The organism is Streptomyces sp. NBC_00377, from assembly GCF_036075115.1.
Lineage (GTDB): Bacteria > Actinomycetota > Actinomycetes > Streptomycetales > Streptomycetaceae > Streptomyces.
The window spans coordinates 4,625,398-4,647,950 of the sequence record NZ_CP107958.1 but is presented as its reverse complement, the minus strand read 5'-3'; the positions used below and the strand labels follow the sequence as shown (position 1 = coordinate 4,647,950).

Here is a 22,553-nt window from a genome sequence, read left to right as displayed (position 1 = left end):
GCCTCTCACGGCTTGCCTACTGCTCACCGCACCGCGAGACGACCTTCTGCTCTTCCTCCGAAAGGCTGGGGCCGGGGGTGGGAGTAGTGGTCGCGGGTGCGGACGGGGACGCGGTTGCCGAGGGGCTCGGCGATGCCTTGGACGTGACGGAGACGGGGGTGGTTCCCGTGGTGCCGCCGGCCTTGCCCTCGCCGGTCTTCGAACCGGTCTTGCTCGCCGTGGGGGTATCGGCGTGCTTCTTGCAGGCGGAGGCCTGGACGGCCAGTTCGGCGATCTTCTTCTGGGCGGTGGACAGGTTGCCCTCGGCGATCGTCGACTCGACCAGCTTCTGCTGGTAGTCCGGGAGGTACTTGAGTTCGATCTCGGGATGGTCCTTCTCGATCTTCGACAGCGACACCCAGGCCAGGTCCTGGCTGATGCCCCGGTACAGCGCGACGTGTTCGCCCTTGGTGCCGACGTAGTACTGCGTCTGCGTCCAGCGGTAGCCGCCGTACAGGCCGCCGCCGATGACGGCGAGCGCGAGCACGCTGTAGAAGGATCTCTTGAGCCACTTCCGGCCCTTGCGGGGCTTGACGAAGTCGTCGTCGGTGTAGTCGCCGAAGCCGTCGGTCGGGATGAAACCGGTGATGTCGCCGCCGGAGCCGGGCGGGCCGAACTCGCCGCCTCCGCCGCGCCCTTGCTGCCTGCGGCCGAGGCCCGAGGCGCGTCCCGCCGGGGTCTGCATGATGCCGTTGTCGTGGAGCTGGAGCTGGTTCTCGGCGACCGCGCCGACCACGACCGGGGTGTCGGACAGCTGCCCGGCGAGGGTGTCGCCGGTGTCCAGGTCGAGAACGTCGGCGACGATCACGGTGATGTTGTCGGGGCCACCGCCGCGCAGGGCGAGCTGGATCAGCTCCTGCACGGTCTCCTGGGGGCCCTGGTAGCTGGCGAGGGTGTCCTCGAGCGTCTGGTGGGAGACCACGCCGGACAGGCCGTCGGAGCAGATCAGGTAGCGGTCGCCGGCCCGGACCTCCCGGATCGACAGGTCGGGCTCCACGTGCTCGCCGCTGCCCAGCGCCCGCATCAACAGGGACCGCTGCGGGTGGGTGGTGGCCTCTTCCTCGGTGATGCGGCCTTCGTCGACGAGGCGCTGCACCCAGGTGTGGTCCTGGGTGATCTGGGTCAGTACGCCGTCCCGCAGCAGGTACGCGCGCGAGTCGCCGACGTGGACGAGGCCGAGGCGCTGCCCGGTCCACAGCAGGGCAGTCAGGGTGGTCCCCATGCCTTCGAGCTGGGGGTCCTCCTCGACCAGCGAGCGCAGCTGGTCGTTGGCGCGCTGGACTGCGGTGCCGAGCGAGGTGAGGACGTCGGAGCCGGGAACGTCGTCGTCGAGGGCGACGATGGTCGAGATGGCCTCGGAGGACGCGACCTCACCGGCGGCGGCACCGCCCATGCCGTCGGCGATGGCGAGCAGGCGCGGACCGGCGTAACCGGAGTCCTCGTTGCCCTCCCGGATCATGCCCTTGTGCGATCCGGCGGCGAAACGCAGTGACAGACTCATGCGCACCTCGCCCGTCGGCCCCGGGTACAGCCGGTCGTGTCGAGCCACACTGCCCACCCTCCGGTCGGGAGCACACCGGGGCCATGGGTGCCGGCCGCCGCCGCGTGCTCGCTCCGCTCGCGCTCACTCATGATGTAGCACTACTTCCGAAGCTCGATGACGGTCTTGCCGATACGGATCGGCGCGCCCAGCGGGATCGGTGTGGGAGTCGTCAGCCGCGATCGGTCGAGATACGTGCCGTTGGTGGAGCCCAGGTCCTCGACGATCCACTGGCCGTCGCGGTCCGGGTAGATCCTGGCATGGCGGCTGGAGGCGTAGTCGTCGTCCAGCACGATCGTGCTGTCGTGCGCCCGGCCCAGAGTGATGGTCTGGCCCTGGAGCGCGACGGTCGTGCCGGTGAGGGTGCCCTCGGACACGACCAGCTTGGTGGGTGCGTTGCGCCGGGTGCGGCCCGCGGCGGCGGGCTGCTGGCGCTGCTGGGGAGGCGCCTGCTGGCGCTGTGCCTGCTGCGCCCGCCCGGCCTCCCGGCGCGAACCGCGCTGAGTGACGCGCGTACCGAAGAGGTCGCTGCGGATGACCTGCACGGCCACGATGACGAACAGCCACAGTACGGCCAGAAAACCCAGCCGCATGACCGTGAGGGTCAGCTCTGACATTGCCCCCGCTTCACCCTTCGGCTTGCCGGTAAATGATGGTGGTGCTGCCCACGACGATCCGCGAGCCGTCGCGGAGCGTAGCGCGGGTGGTGTGCTGCCCGTCCACCACGATGCCGTTGGTGGAGCCGAGATCCTGGATCGTCGAGGGCGAGCCGGTCCGGATCTCGCAGTGCCGGCGGGAGACGCCGGGATCGTCGATCCGCACGTCGGCCTCGGTGCTGCGGCCCATCACGAGCGTGCCGCGCGAGATCTGGTGGCGGGTGCCGTTGATCTCGACCCAGTGGCGGGTGTGCGACCCGGGCTGTGGGGCCCCGGCCAGGCCTCCGCCTGCCGCGCCCGGGCGCTGGGCGCCCGCGGCGGGCGGGTAGCCGTAGCCGCCGGGACGGGCGCCGGGCGGCGGAGCGGAGGGCATGGGCGGAGCGGCCGCGCCGGCTCCGGCCCCGGGGTAACCCGGCCCGCCTGATCCGCCGGGGCGCTGTCTGCCGCCCGCGGGCGCCTGCTCCGGGGCCTGGCTGCTGGAAGAGGCGAGCGTACGGCTGCGCACCCGGTACAGACCGGTGTCGAGGTCGTCCGCCTTCTCCAGGTTGACCTTGATCGGTCCCATGAAGGTGTAGCGCTGCTGCTTGGCGTAGTCGCGGACCATGCCGGCGAGCTCGTCGCCGAGCTGTCCGGAGTACGGGCTGAGGCGCTCGTAGTCCGGGGTGCTCAGTTCGACGATGAAGTCGTTGGGGACGACAGTCCGGTCCCGGTTCCAGATGGTCGCGTTGTTGTCGCACTCGCGCTGGAGCGCTCCTGCGATCTCGACGGGCTGGACCTCGGACTTGAAGACCTTGGCGAAGGTGCCGTTGACCAGACCCTCGAGACGCTGCTCGAACTTCTTCAGGACTCCCATGGGGCACCTCCTCCGTAGTGGCTGCTGTCCCGTGCCGTGCTGCTTGCCTGGTACTGCTTACTGATCGTATCCACGCGCCGGTGAATCGGCTGGTTCCCCCTGTCGGCACCCGTCGACGGGTGTCGACGCCCTCTTGCGCACCTGCTGCTGCCCAGGATCGTAGAGGTGGCTGAGGACCAGTGTCCCGCACCCGGCTGTGGTCCTCGTCCGGCTCCTGGGGAGACGGCCGCCATAGGTACGAGGTTGATACGTGAACCAGTCATCGCCGAGACGTACGGGGCCGAGGACGGGCTCCCACCTGCTCCCTGCCCGCCCAGAAGGGATGTGAACGCACCCTGACCCGCGTGCTAATGTTCTGCATGTCGGAAGGCGCCAGGCCGAAAGGCCAACACACCGGAAGACACACCCAATGCGCGGGTGGCGGAATAGGCAGACGCGCTGGATTCAGGTTCCAGTGCCCGAAAGGGCGTGGGGGTTCAACTCCCCCCTCGCGCACCAGCTGAAAGCCCCGCAGGTCTCGGACCTGCGGGGCTTTCGCTTGTTCCGGACATGGATTCCGGGACCGACTGGTCCAGGCCATGGTTGCTCACCGTGTGTGAGGAACATCTCAGGGTCGCCGGGCCGTCAGGAGCGACGGACGAGCCACGGGCCTGCTGCTCGTCCCGCGGGAATGGCGTTCGGGCGCCGTCTCTTCGTCGCCGTGCTGCTCATCGCCGCCATCAGTACGCTGGACGTAGCCGGTGCGGACGAGGGTGGGGGGTCCGGCGTGCCGGGGATCCGGCGGCGGGTCGGATGCACGGGCTGAGCGCGGCCGCCATCGAGATCGCCGGCCTGCGGCTGCCCGCCGACCGTGCTGGACGGCGAGACGAGCTGGGCCAGTCCCGTCGGCGGACCGGCCCCGATCGCTGTGGAGCTGCCCTGTGTCTGGTGAAAGAAGGCGCCGAAACGGGTGCCGGTACGGATCGAGGTCCGAGGGCCCGCTCGGCCCGCGTCGTGTTTCACGTGAAACATGACGGCCGTCCTGACGCCGCGGACGGCCGTGGGTGCATGCCGGAGGGGCAGGGGCGGTGGGCGGACCGTGTGCCGGCGAAGGCCGGAGAGGGATTTTCCACTGGCGGGAGGTTGTCCACAAGAGCTGCCGCCGTTCGGTCGCCGGGCTGTACGGTCTGCACGAGTTGATGTTCGGCTCGCCGAGCTGACGGACGTACGGGTGCGGGGGAGGCGGTCGTGATGACCGAGGCCGGTGGAGCGGGAGCGGAGATGGGTGGGGCGAGCAGGATTCCCCGGGTGCGTGGTTTCGCCGAGTGGCCCGTCGAGTGGCCGACCGAGGGACCCGATGCGGGGACTGCCCCGAAGTCGCCGAAGGACAAGGGCAAGACGCTGCGTGACCGCGTGCCGCGCTCGGCCCATGCCGCATTCGACCTGGACGCCTCCCGGCCGGACGCGGTGACGGCCGTCGAGGAGTCCAGCCGTGGGCGCATCCCCGAGCTGGCGCCGATCCGGGTCGGCCGGATGGCGGCGACACCGTTCGCGTTCCTGCGCGGCTCCGCCGGGCTCATGGCGTACGACCTGGCCCGCACCGCCATGACCGGGATCCGCGCCCAGATCTGCGGTGACGCCCACGCCGGGAACTTCGGTCTGTACGGCGACCCCCGGGGCGGCCTGGTCATCGATCTGAACGACTTCGACGAGACGGTCGAAGGTCCCTGGGAATGGGACCTCAAGCGCCTTGCCGCCTCCCTGGTGCTGGCGGGCCGGGAAGCCGGCGCGGACGAGGACACCTGCCGCGGGGCGGCGCACGGAGCGGCCGGTTCCTACCGCCGCACCATGCGGCTCCTGGCCAAGCTTCCGGTGCTGGACGCGTGGAACGCCATCGCCGACGAGGAACTGGTCTCCCATACCGACGCACACGACCTGCTGGGCACCCTGGAGCGGGTCTCGGAGAAGGCGCGAGCCAACACCAGTGGGCGGTTCGCCGCCAAGTCGACCGAGCCTACGGAGGACGGCGGCCGCCGCTTCGTCGACGCGGCGCCGGTGCTGCGCCGCGTGCCGGACGCGGAGGCCCATGCTGTGGCCGCGTCCCTGGAGCACTACCTGACCACCCTGTCCGAGGATCGCCATCCCCTGCTGGCCCGTCACTCGATCCACGACGTCGCCTTCCGCATCGTCGGCACGGGCAGCGTGGGGACGAGGTCCTATGTGGTGCTGCTGCTGGACCACCGGGGCGAACCGCTGATCCTCCAGGTGAAGGAGGCCCGGGCGTCGGCCCTGCTCCCGCATCTGCGGACCGCCGGCTTCGAGGCGCCGGAGGCGGAGCACGAGGGGCGCCGGGTGGTGATCGGGCAGAAGCGCATGCAGGTCGTCAGCGACATACTGCTGGGCTGGACGACGGTCGACGGGCTCCCCTTCCAGGTACGGCAGTTCCGTAACCGCAAGGGCAGTGTCGACCCGGCCGCGCTCGCCGCCGACGAGGTCGACGACTACGGCCGGATGACCGGTGCGCTGCTCGCCCGGGCCCACTCCCACAGCGCCGACCCTCGGCTCATCGCCGGCTACTGCGGCAAGAACGAGGAGCTCGACGAGGCGATCGCCACGTTCGCCGTCGCCTACGCCGATCGCACCGAGGCGGACCACTCGGACCTGCTGGCGGCGGTACGGGCGGGTCGGATCCCGGCGGAGACCGGCGTGTGAGGCACGCGGGCGTGTGAGGCACGCAGGGGCGACGACGCGCGGCTCCGCGCATGCGGCGGAGCCGAGGCGGGGTGGGGCGGGGCGGGGCGGGGCAGTACCTGTCGGTCGGTCGGGCGGGTTCGGGGGGAGCGTTGGCCTAGGCTGGTCGAGTGACGACCCCCGAAGCTGAGCAGCCACGGCCCGAGGCGCGGCTGGAGCAGGCCGTGCGGGCCGCCGAGCAGGCGTTGATCGAGTTCGAGATCGCGGTGGAGACCTTCCGCGTCGAGACCGAGAACTTCTCGCGGCTCCACCACCAGAAACTCGGTCCGATGTATGCCCGGCTCGACGAACTGGACGCCCAGATCGCCGAGGCCAAGGCAGCCCGCACCGGTGACCCCGAGGACGTGCGCAAGGCCGCCGAGGCGCGGGCACGGGTGATGCCGATGCCCGGGGTCGAGGAGCTGTTCCATGGCTGGATGGACGGTGAAGGGCTGTTTCCGGAGGCCGAGGCGATGCTCACGGACCAGCCGGTCCGGCCCCCGCAGCGGGTACGGCCCAGCGAGGAGGCCCGCAAGCTGTACCGCGAGCTGGCCCGCAAGGCGCACCCGGACCTGGCGCAGGAGGACGGCGAGCGGGCCCGGCGCGAGGAGTTCATCACCCGCGTCAACGCCGCGTACGCACGCGGCGACGAAGCCCTGCTGCGTGAGCTGGCCGAGGAGTGGGCGGCCGGTCCGGCGCCCGCGGAGCGCACGCCCAGCCCCAGCGAGGAGCTGTACGCCCGCCTGGAGTGGCTGGCTCAGCGCAAGGAGCTGCTGTCGCTGGTCGCCCGGGAACTGGAGGACAGTGCGATCGGCTCGATGCTCCGGATGGCCCCGGACGACCCCGACCGGCTCCTGGAGGAGATCGCGGACAAGCTCCTCGCCGACGTGGCCGCCCGGGAGGCGGAGCTGGCCGAGCTGGTGGGCTAGCGGCCGGTCGTGCCGTGTGCCCGTCGGGTAGCGTCGGAGGCATGAGTTTCGGAGCTGGTGTGCCCACGGTCGCGGTCGGCGACCTCAAGGACGACGACTTCCTGCTGGACGTCCGTGAGGACGACGAGTGGCAGGCGGGTCACGCCGAAGGGGCCCTGCACATCCCGATCAGCGAGTTCGTCGCCCGCTACGGCGAGCTGACCGAGGCCGCTCCGCAGGACGGGCGGGTCCATGTGATCTGCCGCTCCGGCGGTCGTTCGGCCCAGGTGACGATGTACCTCGTCCAGCAGGGCATCGACGCCGTGAACGTCGACGGCGGCATGCAGATCTGGGCCGCTGCGGGCCGTCCGGTCGTCACGGACGAGGGCCGGTCCGGCTCCGTCCTGTAGCTCGTCGGCGGTCCGGCGGTCCGTCCGTCGGGCCGGCCGGGCCTCGCGCCGGGCCGCTCAGGCCGGCTCGGCCGGTCACCTGCCGGCCGGTGGGCGTCAGCCGAGGGGGTGGGCGGCCAGGAGGTCGCCGAGAGCTTCCTCGTGGGCCGCGGCCGGGCCGAGTGACAGTTCCAGGTACTTGGCCCACGCGTGGTACCGGTGCAGGGGGTAGTCGACGTCGGCGCCGAAGCCTCCGTGCAGATGCTGTGCGGTCTGCACGACTCGCCGTACGCCTTCCGACGCCCAGATCTTCGCCACGGCGACGTCTCCGGAGGCCGGGAGCGGTCCCGGTGCCCCGGAGGCGATCCGCCAGGCGGCCTGCCACAGGGTGACCTCCATCGCGCGCAGGTCGATGTAGCGGTCGGCGGCCTGCACGGCGACGGCCTGGAACGTGGCGATCGGGTGTCCGAACTGCTCCCGCTTGCCGGCGTACTCGCTGGTCATCTCCAGCACGCGCTCGCCCAGACCGAGCGCCTGAGCACATGCCCCCGTGGTGAGCAGGGCGCGTAGCCACTCCCAGGCGCCGTCGGCGGTGATGACGTTCCCGGCGGGGATCCTCGCCGAGTCGAGGCGCAGTTCGGCGAGCCGTTCACCGGTGGTGGAGATCTGCTCGGCGAGCACGACACCTTCGTGTCCGCGTGGCAGGACGGCGAGGACGCTCCGGTCCTCGCCGGTGCGCGCCGGTACGACGACATGGTCGGCGTCGTACGCCCAGGGCACCATCGTCTGCACCCCGTCCAGCACCCACTCGTCCTCGCCCGGGCCGTGCGTGCCGTCCGCGCCGTGCCCTTCGCCTCCAGCGGTGCCGGTCCCGCCCGTCGGGATGTTGCGTCGTGCGGTCACGGCGAGTTCGGCCGGGTCGTGGCCGGTGCGGCCGTTCGCGGCGACGGTGAGGACGATCTCGCCCCGGCCGGCCCGGGCGAGCAGCGACGACCTCAACTCCGGCCCGCCGTAAGCCTGTAGGGCTGCCATGGCCGCGCTGCTCTCCAGCAGCGGTACCCGTGCCAGCACCTTCGCCGACTCGCGCACCACCAGACAGAGCGCGATCGCGTCGAGGCCGGAGCCGCCGAACTCCTCGTCCAGCAGCAGGCTCAACAGGTCCGCCGAGGCGAGTCCGGCCCACAGTGAGCGGTCGAAGTCGTCGGCCACGGCGCCCCTGGTGATCGCGGGGCTCGGCACGACGTCGGGGGCGACTCCGGCGAGCACTCCCCGTGCCGCCTCGGCCGCTGCCCGCTGCTCCTCGGTGAAGGTGAAGTCCACGGCCTGTCCTCCCGACGGGTCAGCTGATCTGACGGTGCGTCAAGATAGAACAGGTTCTAGAAGAAGGGAACGGTCGGTCGCCTGCTGCCTGCTGTCTGCCGCCTGCTTGCCCGCTCGCCTCGCGCCACTCGCCTCCTCGCGGCGCGCCGGCTCCGTCGCCCTCGCGGCGGTCCCCCCTGACCTCGAGCCCCCGGCTCGGCTCGGCGCCGTGCTCGGGGTTCTGTCCCACTCCTCCCGACCGATCGTTCGGTCTCCGCGATTCCATCGTGGAACGGCCGTCGTAAGGTGTCAACCGCTGTGGATAACCTGCGGGCATCCCCTGTGGATCACCTGCCCCGGGCCTTTCCCGGCCCGGGCGTCGCGGGGAGGGGGCTGCGCCGAACGGGTGAGGCTGAGTACCGTTCGCGATTGCGCGGCGCAGCGCGAAGACGACCGGTATCGGGGAACGGGGCGGAATGGACGTGCACGACGGAGGCTCTGGCTCTCCCAAGGGGCCGCACACGTCGGGGGAGGCGGTGGCGGAGAAACCGCCCGCCCAGGACGCCGTTCCCCGCCCCCGAGCCGAACTCCCGGACCCCGAGCCGTCCTCCCGGCCCGAGGACGCGGGCTCTGGACCCGGTTCTTCGGCCGGGACCGTCCCGGCGGCGCCCGAAGCCGGTCCCGCGGATGAGGCGGGCCGGGCCGGGCCGCGTACCGGTGTGGCCGCTCTCTCCCCGCGCTATCAGGTCGGCGCCGCGTTGGCACTGGCCGTCGTCGCGGTGGTCGTCTGTGTGCACGTCGGGATGGTGTTCCTGCACGTCGCTCCGTCGAACACCGTGACCAAGGCGCACGGCAAGGCGATCGACGAGTGGATATACCCGGAGTTCGAGCAGAACTGGAAACTCTTCGCGCCGAACCCCCTCCAGCAGAACATCGCGGTCCAGGTCCGTGCCCAGGTCCGTACCGTGGACGGCGACTCGCGGACCACCGGCTGGTACGACCTGTCCGCGCAGGACGGCCGGGCGATCGACGGAAATCCGCTGCCGAGCCACACCCAGCAGAACGAGCTGCGCCGCGCCTGGGACTTCTTCACCGCCACGCACAACAACGACAACCGGCCCGTGGGCCTGCGCGGCGCCCTCTCCGAGACCTATCTGCGGCACATCGTGGTGCTGCGTCTGGAACGTGGCGGCGCGGCCGGTGCCGGCGGTGTCGTCGAGCGGATCCAGGTCCGTTCGCGGACGACCAACGTGACCCCGCCCAAGTGGAGCACCGAGAAGGTGTCGATGAACCCGGTGTACCGCGAGCTGCCCTGGTGGTCGGTGCCGGACGACGAGACCGAGGGAGGCACGAGGTGAACCGGATCTCCCTGTCGGTGTCCGCCGCCATCGCCCGCGTCACCGGGTCGGCGCTCGGGCCGTACCAGAGCGCGGTGGTCCGGATCGGCTTCAGCGCCACCTGGCTGCTGTTCCTGCTGCGCGAGTTCCCCCACCGCCAGGAGCTCTACGGCCCCGACGGCCCCTGGGACTGGGAGCTGGCCCGGCAGCTGATCGACACCAACGGCGCGTTCACGGCGCTGATGTGGTCGGACGGGCAGGTCTGGTTCGAGGCGGTGTATCTGCTCGCGCTGCTCTCCAGCGCGCTGCTGCTCCTCGGCTGGCGCACCCGTGCGATGTCGGTGCTGTTCATGGTCGGTGTGCTCTCGCTCCAGAACCGCAGCGTCTTCATGGGTGACGGCGGGGACAACGTCCTGCACCTGATGTCGATCTACCTCGTGTTCATGCGGTGCGGCCCGGTGTGGTCACTGGACGCGCGGCGGGCCGGCCGGGTGGACGAGGCACGCGCGCGTGGGGAGCGGGCCGTCGACCGGGTGGGTCCCGTCCTGTGGTCCGCGTGCGGGTTCGTCCTGGTCGCGGTGACCGTGGCGGGCCGTTTCCACAGCGACTGGACCGTCCCGGCGCTCCTGTGGGCGGTGTGGGCCGTGCAGGGCCTGTGGTGGGCCGTCGGCCGCCGCGCGAAGTCGGCGGAGCCCCGCGTCCTGCTCGACGTGATCGGCAACATCCTGCACAACGGCGCCCTGGTCGTGATCATGGCCGAGGCCTGTCTGATCTACGCGACGGCCGGCTGGTACAAGATCCAGGGCTCGCGCTGGCAGGACGGCACGGCCGCGTACTACCCACTGCACCTGGACTACTTCTCGCCCTGGCCCGCGCTCGCCGACCTGCTCGCCGCCAGCGGCACGATGGTGATGATCGTGACCTACGGGACCGTCATCGTGCAGGTCGCCTTCCCGTTCACGCTCGCCAACCGGCGGCTGAAGAACGTCCTGCTGGCGCTGATGATGGTGGAGCACACGGTGATCGCCGTGCTGCTCGGGCTGCCGTTCTTCTCGCTGGCGATGATCGCGACGGACGCCGTCTTCCTGCCGACGCCGTTCCTGCGCCGGTTGGGCGCATGGGTGGCACGCACGCGTGGCCGCCTGTTCCCCGGCGAGGGCGGTACGGAGGAACCGGAGCCGCAGGGCGGCGGGAATGCCGAGCACACCCCCGTAGGGTTCACGGCATGACCGACCCCGTGGCCGCCGGCTCCGACCCGCTCGGCCGGTGGCGCCGGCTCGCCGACGCCTGCGTCCTGCTCGACGGCTTCCACGCCCTCAAGCACGCTGTGCGCTTCGGCGCCGAGGTCCCGGTGGCGGTCACCACCGACCGGCGGGCGACGCTCGCCCTCGCCGACGAACTCGCCCCCGATGTGCGCGACGCCCTGGACGCGCTGGTGACGGAGGTCCCGGAGGCGGCGTACACCTCCCTGGTGACGCGCCCGCATCCCACCGCCGTCGCCGCGCTGGCCGTACGGCCGTCCCGCGCGGCGCATCTGGAGCGGCTCGGGCACGAGCCCCGCAGTGCTCCCGTGGTGGTTCTGGACAACCCGCGCAACCTCGGCAACGCGGGCGCGGTGATCCGGCTGGCCGCCGGTTTCGGGGCGACCGGGGTGGTCACCACCGGCACGCTCGACCCCTGGCATCCGACTGTCGTGCGCGGTGGGGCGGGGCTGCACTTCGCGACCGCCGTGGAGCGGCTGACCGTCGGCGAGCTGCCGTCCGGCCCGGTGTTCGCCCTCGACCCGGAGGGTGACGACCTGCGGGGCGTCACCCTGCCGGACGACGCCCTGCTTGCCTTCGGCTCGGAGCGCAGCGGGCTCTCCGCCGAGCTGCGCGCGCGTGCCGACCATCTGCTCGCGCTGCCGATGCGCCCCCAGGTCTCCAGCTACAACCTCGCGACCAGTGTGGCCATGACGCTGTACCACTGGAGCGTCACCGGGGGCGCACCGCACGCCGTCGACGCCTAGGAGACCGTCCAGACCGTGCAGGCTGTCCGACCCGCCCGGCCTGTGCAGGGGCGGCCGTCTAGGCGTCCCTGCGGACCTCCACGATCCGGAAGCGGTTCGCGACGAACGCGCCGTCGGTGAGGGCCGCGTTGGCCGCCGGGTTGCCGCCGGAGCCGTGGAAGTCGGAGAACGCGGCCGTCTGGTTGACGTAGACCCCGCCGGTGAGGTTGAGCGACAGCTGGGCGGCCTCCTCCAGGCAGACCTCCTCGATCGCCTCCTCGACCTGCTCGTCGGTGGTGTACGCGCCGACCGTCATCGCACCCTTCTCGCGCACCGTGCGCCGCAGCAGGTCGACCGCGTCGCCCGCGGAGTCGACGGCGACGGCGAAGGAGACGGGGCCGAAGCACTCATCCATGTAGGCGGCCTCGTCGTCGGCCCCCTCCCAGTACTTCCGCGCCCCGTCGAGCTTGACGAGCACCGGGGTGCGCACGACCGCGTCGGGGAACTCCGGGTTGCTCACCTCGCGGGAGGCGAGGGCGACCTCGCCGAGGCCCGCGGCAGCCTCCAGACGTGCCTTGACGTCCGGGTTGACGATCGCGCCGAGCAGCGCGTTGGCCCGTGCGTCGTCGCCGAGGAGGCCGTCGACCGAGCGGGCGAGGTCGGCGACGACCTCGTCGAAGGTCTTCGCGCCCTGGTCGGTGCGGATGCCGTCGCGGGGGATCAGGACGTTCTGCGGGGTCGTGCACATCTGGCCGCTGTACAGGGACAGTGAGAACGCCAGGTTGGCGAGCATGCCCTTGTAGTTGTCGGTGGACTCCACGATCACCGTGTTGACGCCGGCCTTCTCGGTGTAGACCTGCGCCTGGCGGGCGTTGGTCTCCAGCCAGTCGCCGAAGGCGGTCGAGCCGGTGTAGTCGACGATCCTGATCTCGGGCCGGGTGGCCAGGGTCTTGGCGATGCCCTCGCCGGGCCGCTCGGCGGCCAGCGCGACCAGGTTCGGGTCGAAGCCCGCCTCGGCGAGCACCTCGCGGGCGACGCCCACGGTCAGCGCGAGCGGCAGCACCGCGCGCGGGTGCGGCTTGACCAGGACCGCGTTACCGGTGGCCAGGGAGGCGAACAGGCCCGGGTAGCCGTTCCACGTCGGGAAGGTGTTGCAGCCGATGAGCAGGGCGATCCCGCGCGGGACCGGTGTGAAGCTCTTGGTCATCGCGAGGGGGTCGCGCTTGCCCTGGGGCTTGCTCCACTCGGCTGTGCCGGGCGTGCGGACCTGCTCCGCGTACGCGTAGGCGATCGCCTCGAGGCCGCGGTCCTGGGCGTGCGGGCCGCCCGCCTGGAAGGCCATCATGAAGGCCTGGCCGGAGGTGTGCATGACCGCGTGCGCGAACTCGTGCGTCCGGTCGCTGATCCGCTTGAGGATCTCCAGGCAGACCACCGCGCGCAGCTCCGGGCCCGCGTCCCGCCAGGCCCGCTGACCGGCGCGCATGGCGGGCAGCAGCGTGTCCACGTCCGCGTGCGGGTAGGTCACGCCCAGTTCGACGCCGTACGGCGAGACCTCGCCGCCGACCCAGTCGTCGGTGCCTGGCTGGCCGAGGTCGAGGCGGGTGTTCAGGACGGCGTCGAAGGCGGCCCTGCCGGCCGCGGCGTCCAGACTGCCGTTCTCCCCGTAGGCCTTGGGGTGTTCCGGGTGCGGGGACCAGTACGCGCGGGTGCGGATCGCTTCCAGGGCCTGGTCGAGGGTGGGCCGGTGCTGGGCGATCAGAGCGTGCGCGGTCGGTTCGGCGGCGGCCATGCGGGACCAACTCCTCGTCTTGAGAACTCTCCGTCGAGCTCATGACCTGGCGGAAACCTGGGCAGGAACAGCCAGTCAGAGCTAGAGTAACCGAACGATCGGTCGGGACAAGGGGGCCTGCCGCATCTGTGGAAATCCCCGTGCGGGAGGATCGCGCACATGACAGCACTCGACCTCAGCAGCCCCGTGGCCGTGGTCGGCACCGGCACCATGGGCCAGGGCATCGCCCAGGTCGCGCTGGTGGCGGGCCACACCGTGCGGCTGTACGACGCCGTGCCCGGCCGAGCTCTCGAGGCGGCCGCCGCGATCGGCGCCCGTCTGGACCGGCTCGTCGAGAAGAACCGCCTGGCCGGCACCGACCGGGACGAGGCCCGTGCCCGGCTGAGGCCCGCGGAGGACCTCACCGAGCTCGCGGACTGCTCCCTGGTCGTCGAGGCCGTCGTGGAGCGCCTGGAGGCCAAGCAGGAGCTGTTCCGGCAGCTGGAGGACGTCGTCGGCGAGGACTGTCTGCTCGCGACCAACACCTCGTCCCTGTCGGTGACCGCCGTCGGCGGCGCCCTGCGCAACCCGGGCCGCCTGGTGGGCCTGCACTTCTTCAACCCGGCGCCGCTGCTGCCGCTCGTCGAGGTCGTCTCCGGGTACGCCACCGACGTCACCTCGGCCACGCGCGCGTACGAGACCGCCCGCTCCTGGGGCAAGACGCCGGTCGCCTGCGCCGACACCCCCGGGTTCATCGTCAACCGCATCGCGCGGCCCTTCTACGCCGAGGCGTTCGCCGTCTACGAGGCGCAGGGCGCCGACCCCGCCACGATCGACGCGGTCCTGCGCGAGTCGGGCGGCTTCAAGATGGGCGCCTTCGAGCTGACCGACCTGATCGGACAGGACGTCAACGAGTCGGTCACGCACTCCGTGTGGCGGTCCTTCTTCCAGGACGTGCGCTTCACGCCCTCGCTCGCCCAGCGCCGTCTGGTCGAGTCGGGCCGCCTCGGCCGCAAGACCGGCCGGGGCTGGTACGACTACTCCGAAGGCAACGCCGAGCAGGGCGAACCGCACACCGCGGAGAAGGCCCAGCCGCCCGCCTACGTCGTCGCCGAGGGCAACCTGGGCCCCGCCTCCGAACTGCTCGCGCTGATCCGGGAGGCGGGCATCCAGGTCCGCGAGGAGGAGGAGGATCACGGCACCCGCCTGGTGCTGCCCGGCGACGGCCAGCTCGCCCTGGCCGACGGCCAGACCTCCGTGGAGTTCCGCGACGTCGTCTACTTCGACCTCGCCCTCGACTACCGCAAGGCCACCCGCATCGCCCTGTCCGCGTCCCAGGACACCTCCACGCAGACGATGTCCGAGGCGATCGGCCTGTTCCAGGCACTCGGCAAGGACGTCAGCGTCATCGGCGACGTCCCCGGCATGATCGTCGCCCGTACGGTCGCGCGGATCGTCGACCTCGCGCACGACGCCGTGGCCAAGGGCGTCGCCACCGAGGAGGACATCGACACCGCGATGCGTTTGGGTGTGAACTACCCCCTCGGCCCCTTCGAGTGGAGCCGCAGGCTGGGCCGCACCTGGGCCTGCTCCCTCCTGGACGACCTCCATGAGCGCGACCCCTCCGGCCGCTACGCGCCCTCCCTCGCGCTGTACCGGCACTCCTACGCCACCGAGAAGCGGGAGGGCGCCTCGTGACCACCGCCAAGCGCGACACGTACACCCCGGAGACCCTGCTGACCGTCGCGGTCCAGGTCTTCATCGAGCGCGGCTACGACGGCACCTCCATGGAGCACCTCTCCAAGGCGGCCGGCATCTCCAAGTCGTCGATCTACCACCACGTCGCCGGCAAGGAGGAACTGCTGCGGCGGGCGGTCAGCCGCGCCCTGGACAACCTCTTCGCGATCCTCGACGAGGAGCACGCACGCGTGGGGGACGCCTCGGCGCGTCTGGAGTACGTCGTGCGGCGCATGGTCGAGGTGCTCATCGGCGAACTGCCTTACGTGACGCTGCTGCTGCGGGTGCGCGGCAACACCGGCACCGAGCGGTGGGCTCTGGAGCGGCGCCGCGACTTCGACCACCGGGTCGCCGAGCTGCTGAGGGCGGCCGCCGCCGACGGGGACGTACGCGGCGACATGGAGGTGCGGCTCGCGACGCGGCTGGTCTTCGGGATGATCAACTCGATCGTCGAGTGGTACCGGCCGGGCGGCCGGGGAATGGTCGAGAGCGAGGTCGCCGACGCGGTGGTGCGGCTGGTCTTCGAGGGGCTGCGCACGGCCCCCTAGGGCTCACCGCCCGTGCGGTCCGGCGCCCGCTCCCCCGGGCTCAGCCCTGTGGTTCGAGGTCCTCCTCCTCGAACACCAGCAGCGTGCGCGTGCTGAGCACCTCGGGGATCGCCTGGAGCCGGGTGAGCACCACCTCGCGCAGCGCCCGGTTGTCGGGCGTGTGCACCAGCAGCAGGACATCGAAATCGCCCCCGACGAGGGCGATGTGGGAGGCGCCGGGCAGCTGTCTGAGCTGCTCGCGCACCGTCCGCCAGGAGTTCTGCACGATCTTCAGCGTGATGTAGGCGCTGGTGCCCTGCCCGGCGCGCTCATGGTCGACTCGGGCGCCGAAGCCGCGTATGACGCCGTCCTCGAGGAGCCGGTTGATCCGCGCGTAGGCGTTGGCGCGCGAGACGTGGACCCGCTCGGCGACCGACCGTATCGAGGCGCGGCCGTCCGCCTGGAGCATCTGGAGGATGTCCTGATCGATGGCGTCGAGCGGGCGCGGCGGCGGCAGCGGGGCGCCGCTCGGCGTAGGGAGGCTGCTCGGCAGCGCGGCACCGGCCGACGGCGGAGGATTACCCGGAGGCGGCGCCGTGCCGTTCTCCGGCCCCTCGGCCATTTGTTCAGGTGCCATGTCCCCCTGCCTCCCTGCCATGGACGTACTGCACCCATCTCAGGCTGTGGAGAACCGTTTGTCCACAGCCTGAGGGGCCCTGTAGCCAAAATGTGCCGACGACCGAACAATCGGTAGGTGAGGCGGGTCACAACCGACACGTCTCCCGTAGCCGCTCCCACGAGGAGGTGCCGTCATGACGGTCATGGAGCAGCGGGGCGCGTACCGGCCGACCCCGCCGCCGGCCTGGCAGCCCCGCACAGACCCCGCGCCGTTGCTGCCCGACGCCGAGCCGTACCGCGTCCTCGGCACCGACGCGGCCGCGCAGGCCGACCCGGAACTGCTGCGCCGGCTGTATGCCCAGCTGGTGCGCGGCCGCCGCTACAACGTCCAGGCCACCGCCCTGACCAAGCAGGGCAGACTCGCCGTCTACCCCTCCAGCACCGGCCAGGAGGCCTGCGAGGTCGCCGCCGCGCTCGTCCTCCAGGAGCGGGACTGGCTGTTCCCCAGCTACCGCGACACCCTCGCCGTCGTCGCACGCGGGGTGGACCCCGTCGAGGCACTCACCCTGCTGCGCGGCGACTGGCACACCGGCTACGACCCCTACGAACACCGGGTCGCGCCCCTGTCCACGCCGCTCGCCACCCAGCTCCCGCACGCCGTGGGCCTCGCGCACGCCGCCCGCCTCAAGGGCGACGACGTGGTCGCGCTGGCCATGGTCGGCGACGGCGGCACCAGCGAGGGCGACTTCCACGAGGCGCTGAACTTCGCCGCCGTGTGGCAGGCGCCGGTCGTCTTCCTCGTGCAGAACAACGGCTTCGCGATCTCCGTGCCGCTCGCCAAGCAGACCGCCGCCCCCTCGCTGGCCCACAAGGCCGTCGGGTACGGCATGCCGGGCCGCCTGGTCGACGGCAACGACGCGGTCGCCGTGCACGAGGTGCTGGCCGACGCCGTGCGGCACGCGCGCGAGGGCGGCGGCCCCACCCTCGTGGAGGCGGTGACCTACCGCATCGAGGCCCATACGAACGCCGACGACGCCACCCGCTACCGCGGCGACGCCGAGGTCGAGACCTGGCGCGAACACGACCCGATCCAGCTGCTGGAGCGCGAACTCACCGCGCGCGGGCTGCTCGACGAGGACGCGCAGCAGTCCGCGCGGGACGCCGCCGAGGCGATGGCCGCCGACCTGCGCGCCCGCATGAACCAGGACGCGGTGCTCGACCCCATGGACCTCTTTGCCCACGTGTACGCCGAACCGACCCCGCAACTGCGCGAACAGCGCGACCTGCTGCGGGCCGAGCTCGAGGCCGAGCAGGAAGGCGCGCACTGATGACGACCGTCGCGCTCAAGCCCGCCACCATGGCGCAGGCCCTCACCCGCGCGCTGCGGGACGCGATGGCCGCCGACCCGTCCGTCCACGTCCTGGGCGAGGACGTGGGCACCCTCGGCGGCGTCTTCCGGGTCACCGACGGGCTCGCCAAGGAGTTCGGCGAGGACCGTTGCACCGACACCCCGCTCGCCGAGGCAGGCATCCTCGGCACCGCCGTCGGCATGGCCATGTACGGACTGCGGCCGGTCGTGGAGATGCAGTTCGACGCCTTCGCCTACCCGGCGTTCGAGCAGCTCATCAGCCATGTGGCCCGGATGCGCAACCGCACCCGCGGCCGTATGCCCCTGCCGATCACGATCCGGGTGCCCTACGGCGGCGGCATCGGCGGCGTGGAACACCACAGCGACTCCTCCGAGGCGTACTACATGGCGACCCCGGGCCTCCATGTCGTCACCCCCGCCACGGTCGCCGACGCCTACGGTCTGCTGCGGGCCGCCATCGCCTCCGACGACCCGGTCGTCGTCCTTGAGCCCAAGCGCCTGTACTGGTCCAAGGACTCCTGGAACCCGGAGGAACCGCAGAGCGTGGAACCGATCGGCCGCGCGGTGGTGAGGCGCCCGGGCCGGAGCGGCACGCTCATCACCTACGGTCCTTCGGTGCCGGTCTGCCTCGAAGCCGCCGAGGCGGCGCAGGCCGAGGGCTGGGACCTCGAAGTCGTCGATCTGCGTTCCCTGGTGCCGTTCGACGACGAGACGGTCTGCGCCTCGGTACGGCGGACCGGCCGCGCGGTCGTCGTCCACGAGTCGGGCTCCTTCGGCGGCCCGGGCGGGGAGATCGCGGCCCGCGTCACGGAGCGCTGCTTCCACCACCTGGAGGCGCCGGTGCTGCGCGTCGCCGGATTCGACCTCCCGTACCCGCCGCCCATGCTGGAGCGTCACCACCTGCCCGGCGTCGACCGCATCCTGGACGCCGTGGCCCGCTTGCAGTGGGAGGCCGGGAACTGATGGCACAGGTGCTGGAGTTCAAGCTGCCCGACCTCGGGGAGGGGCTCACCGAGGCGGAGATCGTCCGCTGGCTGGTCCAGGTCGGTGATGTCGTCGCCGTCGACCAGCCGGTCGTCGAGGTCGAGACGGCCAAGGCGATGGTGGAGGTGCCCTGCCCCTACGGCGGTGTGGTCACCGCCCGCTTCGGCGAGGAGGGCGCCGAACTGCCCGTCGGCGCCCCGCTGATCACGGTGGCCGTCGGTGCGCCGGCCTCCGGCGGTCCGCCCGCGCACACCGAGGGCTCGGGCAACGTGCTCGTCGGCTACGGCACCTCGCAGGCGCCCGCACGCAGGCGCCGGATCCGGTCGGCGCGGCCCGAGCCCGCCGCTTCCGTGACCGTCGACGCCGTCGCTCCGGCAGTCCTGCCGGTCCCGGCCCTCCCGGCCGCGCCGGACGGGGGGTCCGGCGGACCCGTTCCCGTGATCTCCCCGCTGGTGCGCAGGCTCGCCCGGGAGAACGGCCTGGACCTGCGGGAGCTCACGGGCTCCGGTCCCGAGGGCCTGATCCTGCGGGCGGACGTGGAGAACGCGCTGCGGGAGGCCGTCCCCCGGGAGCAGGCGGCACAGCAGTCGCCTGTGACCCCCGCTCCCGCGGGAAGCCGCCGCATCCCCCTCAAGGGCGTTCGTGGAGCCGTCGCCGACAAGCTCTCCCGCAGCCGGCGCGAGATTCCCGACGCGACCTGCTGGGTGGACGCCGACGCGACCGAACTGATGCGGGCGCGGGCGGCGATGAACGCGTCCGGCATGCCGAAGATCTCCCTCCTCGCGCTGCTCGCCCGTATCTGCACCGCGGCGCTGGTCCGCTTCCCGGAGCTCAACTCCACCGTCGACACGGCGGCCCGGGAGGTCGTGCAGTTCGACCATGTCCACCTCGGCTTCGCCGCGCAGACCGAGCGGGGACTCGTCGTGCCCGTCGTCCGCGACGCCCACGCCCGCAACGCCGAGGCACTGACCGAGGAATTCGCCCGGCTCACCGAGGCGGGCCGCGAGGGGCGCCTCACCCCGGCCGACCTGACCGGCGGCACCTTCACCCTGAACAACTATGGGGTGTTCGGCGTCGACGGCTCCACGCCGATCATCAACCACCCCGAGGCGGCCATGCTCGGTGTCGGCCGCATCATCCCCAAGCCCTGGGTGCACGAGGGGGAGCTCGCGGTGCGCCAGGTCGTCCAGCTGTCGCTCACCTTCGACCACCGGGTCTGCGACGGCGGAACGGCGGGCGGTTTCCTGCGCTACGTGGCGGACTGCGTGGAGCAGCCGGCGGTGCTGCTGCGCACACTGTGATCGCGGGCCCCGCCCCGGCGTCCCCCGGGTTTCCAGGGATCGGGCGGGCACGCATCCCCGGGGCGGCCCGCATACTCGGGGGGTGACCTCGAACGAGCCCGCCGCCCATGACGCCGTGGTGCTGGCCGGTGGCGGCGCCCGCCGGCTGGGCGGCGCCGACAAGCCGGGCGTGCGGGTGGGCGGGCGCGCGCTGCTCGACCGGGTGCTCGCCGCCTGCGCCGACGCACGCACCACCGTCGTCGTCGCCGAGCCCCGCCCCACCGCCCGCCCCGTGCGGTGGGCACGAGAGGACCCGCCAGGGGCGGGACCCGTCGCCGCACTCGACGCGGGACTGCGCCAGGCCGCGGCGGACGACGTGCTCGTCCTCTCCGCCGACCTGCCTTTTCTCTCGGCGGACACCGTGCGGCGGCTGCTGGGCACGCTGCGCGCCGGCGGAGCCGAGGGCGTGCTGCTCACCGACGCCGACGGCCGCGACCAGCCGCTCGTCGCCGCGTACCGCACGGCCGCCCTGCGCCGCGAACTGGCGGCGCTCACCGCCGGCCGGGGCGGGCTCACGGGCCAGCCGCTGCGTCGGCTGACCGCCGGACTCGACCTCACCCGCGTCCCCGACCCGGTCGCCTCGTTCGACTGCGACACCTGGGACGACATCGCCACCGCCAGGGCACGTATCAGGGAGCATGGCCACGTGTTGGATGAATGGATTTCCGCAGTCAAGGACGAACTGGGCATCGACCTCGACGTCGACACCGGCGTTCTCCTCGATCTCGCCCGTGACGCCGCCCACGGCGTGGCCAGACCCGCGGCCCCGCTGACCACCTTCCTGGTCGGCTACGCGGCCGCGCAGGCCCAGGGCGGGCCCGAAGCCGTCGCCGACGCCGCCCGCAAGGCCGCCGCGCTGGCGCTGCGCTGGGCGGAGGAAGCCGCGCAGGAGAAGGCCCCCGAGGAGACGGCCGGGCAGGGAAATGCCGGGCCGGGGACGAGCGCCGGGCCCGCCGGCTCGGGACCGGACGCCGGATGACCGCCCGCGGCACCGGGCAGGGCCTCGACGCGGAGGACCTCGACGTCGAGGAGGCGCTCGCCCTCGTGAAGGACGGCAACGGCACCGGCCGCCCAGCCGCCGAGCGCGGCCCCGGGCAGTGCGAGGGCGACGGCACGAGCCACGGCAGCAGCCGCGGCGCCCCGTCCCCCCACGCTGCCTCCTCCCCGGAGGCCGGTCACCGCAAAGGCGGCGCGGAGCACCGTCACCGCGCGGCTCCCTGGCCCGAGGCCCGTACGGTCGCCGCCCGCGCCGCCCGGTCCGCCGCCGCCCGCCGCGCGTCCGTGTCCGTGCCCCTCGGCAACGCCCTCGGCCTCGCCCTGGCCGCCCCGCTGACCGCCCTCACCGACCTGCCCTCCTTCGACACCTCCGCGATGGACGGGTGGGCGGTCGCCGGCCCCGGTCCCTGGCACGTACGGGAGGAGGGCCTGCTGGCCGGGAGCGCGGCACCCGTACCCCTGGCCGACGGCGAGGCCGTACGGATCGCCACCGGCGCCCGGATCCCCCCGGACACCACCGCCGTACTGCGCAGCGAGCACGGCCGGACCGACGACAACGGCCGACTGCACCCGACCCGCGAGATGCAGCACGGCCAGGACATTCGCCCGCGCGGTCAGGAGTGCCGCAGCGGGGATCAGTTGCTGCGTGCCGGAGCGTTGGTGACCCCGGCCGTCCTCGGCCTCGCCTCGGCCGCCGGGTACGACATCCTGACCGTCGTTCCCCGGCCCCGGGTCGAGGTACTCGTTCTCGGGGACGAACTGCTCACCGAGGGCCGCCCGCACGACGGCCTGATCCGCGACGCGCTCGGCCCGATGCTGCCGCCGTGGCTGCGCGCTCTGGGCGCCGAGGTCGCCGCCGTACGCAGGCTCGGCGACGACGCCAAGGCCCTCTACAGGGCCGTCACCGCCTCCGTCGCCGATCTCGTCGTCACCACCGGGGGCACCGCCTCGGGACCCGTCGACCACGTCCATCCCACCCTGCGCCGCCTCGACGCCGAACTCCTCGTCGACGGTGTCGAGGTGCGGCCCGGTCACCCCATGCTGCTGGCCCGCCTCGGGGACGACCAGCATCTCGTCGGCCTGCCCGGCAATCCCCTGGCGGCCGTCTCCGGTCTGCTCACGCTCGCCGAGCCGCTGCTGCGCACGCTCGCCGCCCGCCCGGCTCCCGAGTCGTACGCTCTGCCGTTGAGTCAGGCGGTCCACGGGCATCCGTACGACACCCGGCTGATCCCGGTCGTCCTGCGGGGTGATCATGCCGTGCCGCTGCACTACAACGGCCCGGCCATGCTGCGGGGCATCGCGGCGGCCGACGCCCTCGCCGTCGTACCGCCAGGTGGCGCGCGGGCGGGTCAGACCACGGAACTCATCGACCTGCCGTGGGCGACGGTCGGGATCGACGCCTGTTTCACGTGAAACAGTGCCCGTCCGGCCTGTCCGTGCCCATCCATCCGTGTTTCACGTGAAACGGTCCCTGCTCGTCCCTGTTTCACGTGAAAC

The 22,553-nt window shown here is 72.3% G+C and carries 19 protein-coding genes and 1 tRNA gene; 14 read left to right on the top strand and 6 right to left on the bottom strand.

Annotation, left to right across the window (positions count from 1 at the left end; all coding sequences use genetic code 11):
• Positions 1–16 precede the first annotated feature (16 nt).
• From OHS71_RS20850 to OHS71_RS20840, 3 genes are all read right to left on the bottom strand, one after another.
• Positions 17–1,540 (bottom strand): Stp1/IreP family PP2C-type Ser/Thr phosphatase, encoded by a 1,524-nt coding sequence (locus tag OHS71_RS20850; RefSeq protein ID WP_328480889.1) that lies wholly within the window; start codon positions 1,538–1,540, stop codon positions 17–19.
• A 140-nt stretch (positions 1,541–1,680) separates the two neighbouring features.
• Entirely contained in the window at positions 1,681–2,196 is a 516-nt protein-coding gene (locus tag OHS71_RS20845) for an FHA domain-containing protein FhaB/FipA (protein WP_020130618.1), read from the bottom strand.
• 10 nt (positions 2,197–2,206) lie between these two features.
• Positions 2,207–3,088, bottom strand: a complete 882-nt coding sequence (locus OHS71_RS20840; protein ID WP_328480888.1) for a DUF3662 and FHA domain-containing protein — start codon at positions 3,086–3,088, stop codon at positions 2,207–2,209.
• Positions 3,089–3,499: 411 nt separating this feature from the next.
• Between OHS71_RS20840 and OHS71_RS20835 the strand changes: the two genes are divergently transcribed.
• The 4 genes from OHS71_RS20835 (at position 3,500) to OHS71_RS20820 (ending at position 7,115) form a co-directional block, all read left to right on the top strand.
• Positions 3,500–3,586: transfer RNA gene (locus OHS71_RS20835), tRNA-Leu, on the top strand.
• Positions 3,587–4,318: 732 nt separating this feature from the next.
• Complete coding sequence (locus tag OHS71_RS20830; RefSeq protein WP_328480887.1) at positions 4,319–5,779, top strand: DUF2252 domain-containing protein; 1,461 nt, start codon at positions 4,319–4,321, stop codon at positions 5,777–5,779.
• Between the two features lie 149 nt (positions 5,780–5,928).
• Positions 5,929–6,726 (top strand): hypothetical protein, encoded by a 798-nt coding sequence (locus OHS71_RS20825; RefSeq protein WP_328480886.1) that lies wholly within the window; start codon positions 5,929–5,931, stop codon positions 6,724–6,726.
• Between the two features lie 59 nt (positions 6,727–6,785).
• Entirely contained in the window at positions 6,786–7,115 is a 330-nt protein-coding gene (locus OHS71_RS20820; RefSeq protein WP_328484581.1) for a rhodanese-like domain-containing protein, read from the top strand.
• A 96-nt stretch (positions 7,116–7,211) separates the two neighbouring features.
• On the opposite strand, the gene OHS71_RS20815 is transcribed toward OHS71_RS20820, so the two are convergent.
• Complete coding sequence (locus OHS71_RS20815; protein WP_328480885.1) at positions 7,212–8,414, bottom strand: acyl-CoA dehydrogenase family protein; 1,203 nt, start codon at positions 8,412–8,414, stop codon at positions 7,212–7,214.
• A 455-nt stretch (positions 8,415–8,869) separates the two neighbouring features.
• Here OHS71_RS20815 and OHS71_RS20810 point away from each other — a divergent pair, with 455 nt between their 5' ends.
• Genes OHS71_RS20810 through OHS71_RS20800 form a run of 3 tightly spaced genes read left to right on the top strand, consistent with a single transcriptional unit; the run spans position 8,870 to position 11,738 of the window.
• Positions 8,870–9,751: a DUF5819 family protein gene (locus tag OHS71_RS20810; protein ID WP_328480884.1), complete on the top strand. Its 882-nt coding sequence runs from the start codon at positions 8,870–8,872 to the stop codon at positions 9,749–9,751.
• Complete coding sequence (locus tag OHS71_RS20805) at positions 9,748–10,959, top strand: HTTM domain-containing protein (RefSeq protein ID WP_328480883.1); 1,212 nt, start codon at positions 9,748–9,750, stop codon at positions 10,957–10,959. The genes OHS71_RS20810 and OHS71_RS20805 overlap by 4 nt, the downstream gene beginning before the upstream one ends.
• On the top strand, positions 10,956–11,738 hold the full coding sequence (locus tag OHS71_RS20800; RefSeq protein ID WP_328480882.1) for a TrmH family RNA methyltransferase: 783 nt from the start codon (positions 10,956–10,958) through the stop codon (positions 11,736–11,738). Before OHS71_RS20805 ends, OHS71_RS20800 begins: the two co-directional genes overlap by 4 nt.
• Positions 11,739–11,796: 58 nt before the next feature.
• On the opposite strand, the gene paaN is transcribed toward OHS71_RS20800, so the two are convergent.
• Entirely contained in the window at positions 11,797–13,506 is a 1,710-nt protein-coding gene (gene paaN, locus OHS71_RS20795) for a phenylacetic acid degradation protein PaaN (RefSeq protein WP_328480881.1), read from the bottom strand.
• A gap of 159 nt (positions 13,507–13,665) precedes the next feature.
• Between paaN and OHS71_RS20790 the strand changes: the two genes are divergently transcribed.
• Both OHS71_RS20790 and OHS71_RS20785 read left to right on the top strand, forming a co-directional pair.
• Positions 13,666–15,183 carry a 3-hydroxyacyl-CoA dehydrogenase gene (locus OHS71_RS20790; protein WP_328480880.1) on the top strand — a complete coding sequence of 506 codons (1,518 nt, stop codon included), beginning with the start codon at positions 13,666–13,668 and terminating at the stop codon, positions 15,181–15,183.
• Entirely contained in the window at positions 15,180–15,770 is a 591-nt protein-coding gene (locus OHS71_RS20785; RefSeq protein WP_328480879.1) for a TetR/AcrR family transcriptional regulator, read from the top strand. Before OHS71_RS20790 ends, OHS71_RS20785 begins: the two co-directional genes overlap by 4 nt.
• Before the next feature lie 40 nt (positions 15,771–15,810).
• Here the strand turns inward: OHS71_RS20785 and OHS71_RS20780 are convergent, their stop codons facing one another.
• On the bottom strand, positions 15,811–16,386 hold the full coding sequence (locus OHS71_RS20780; protein ID WP_328480878.1) for an Lrp/AsnC family transcriptional regulator: 576 nt from the start codon (positions 16,384–16,386) through the stop codon (positions 15,811–15,813).
• Between the two features lie 175 nt (positions 16,387–16,561).
• Between OHS71_RS20780 and pdhA the strand changes: the two genes are divergently transcribed.
• The 5 genes from pdhA to OHS71_RS20755 all read left to right on the top strand — a co-directional run bounded on the left by pdhA (position 16,562) and on the right by OHS71_RS20755 (position 22,469).
• Positions 16,562–17,695, top strand: coding sequence for a pyruvate dehydrogenase (acetyl-transferring) E1 component subunit alpha (gene pdhA / locus OHS71_RS20775; RefSeq protein ID WP_328480877.1), 1,134 nt, complete (start codon positions 16,562–16,564; stop codon positions 17,693–17,695).
• Positions 17,695–18,699, top strand: coding sequence for an alpha-ketoacid dehydrogenase subunit beta (locus OHS71_RS20770; RefSeq protein WP_328480876.1), 1,005 nt, complete (start codon positions 17,695–17,697; stop codon positions 18,697–18,699). Before pdhA ends, OHS71_RS20770 begins: the two co-directional genes overlap by 1 nt.
• The gene (locus tag OHS71_RS20765; RefSeq protein ID WP_328480875.1) at positions 18,699–20,021 is read left to right on the top strand and encodes a dihydrolipoamide acetyltransferase family protein; all 1,323 of its coding nucleotides are present in this window, start codon (positions 18,699–18,701) and stop codon (positions 20,019–20,021) included. The genes OHS71_RS20770 and OHS71_RS20765 overlap by 1 nt, the downstream gene beginning before the upstream one ends.
• A gap of 82 nt (positions 20,022–20,103) precedes the next feature.
• Entirely contained in the window at positions 20,104–21,039 is a 936-nt protein-coding gene (locus tag OHS71_RS20760; RefSeq protein WP_328480874.1) for an NTP transferase domain-containing protein, read from the top strand.
• Positions 21,036–22,469 carry a molybdopterin molybdotransferase MoeA gene (locus tag OHS71_RS20755; protein WP_328480873.1) on the top strand — a complete coding sequence of 478 codons (1,434 nt, stop codon included), beginning with the start codon at positions 21,036–21,038 and terminating at the stop codon, positions 22,467–22,469. Before OHS71_RS20760 ends, OHS71_RS20755 begins: the two co-directional genes overlap by 4 nt.
• Positions 22,470–22,553 lie beyond the last annotated feature (84 nt).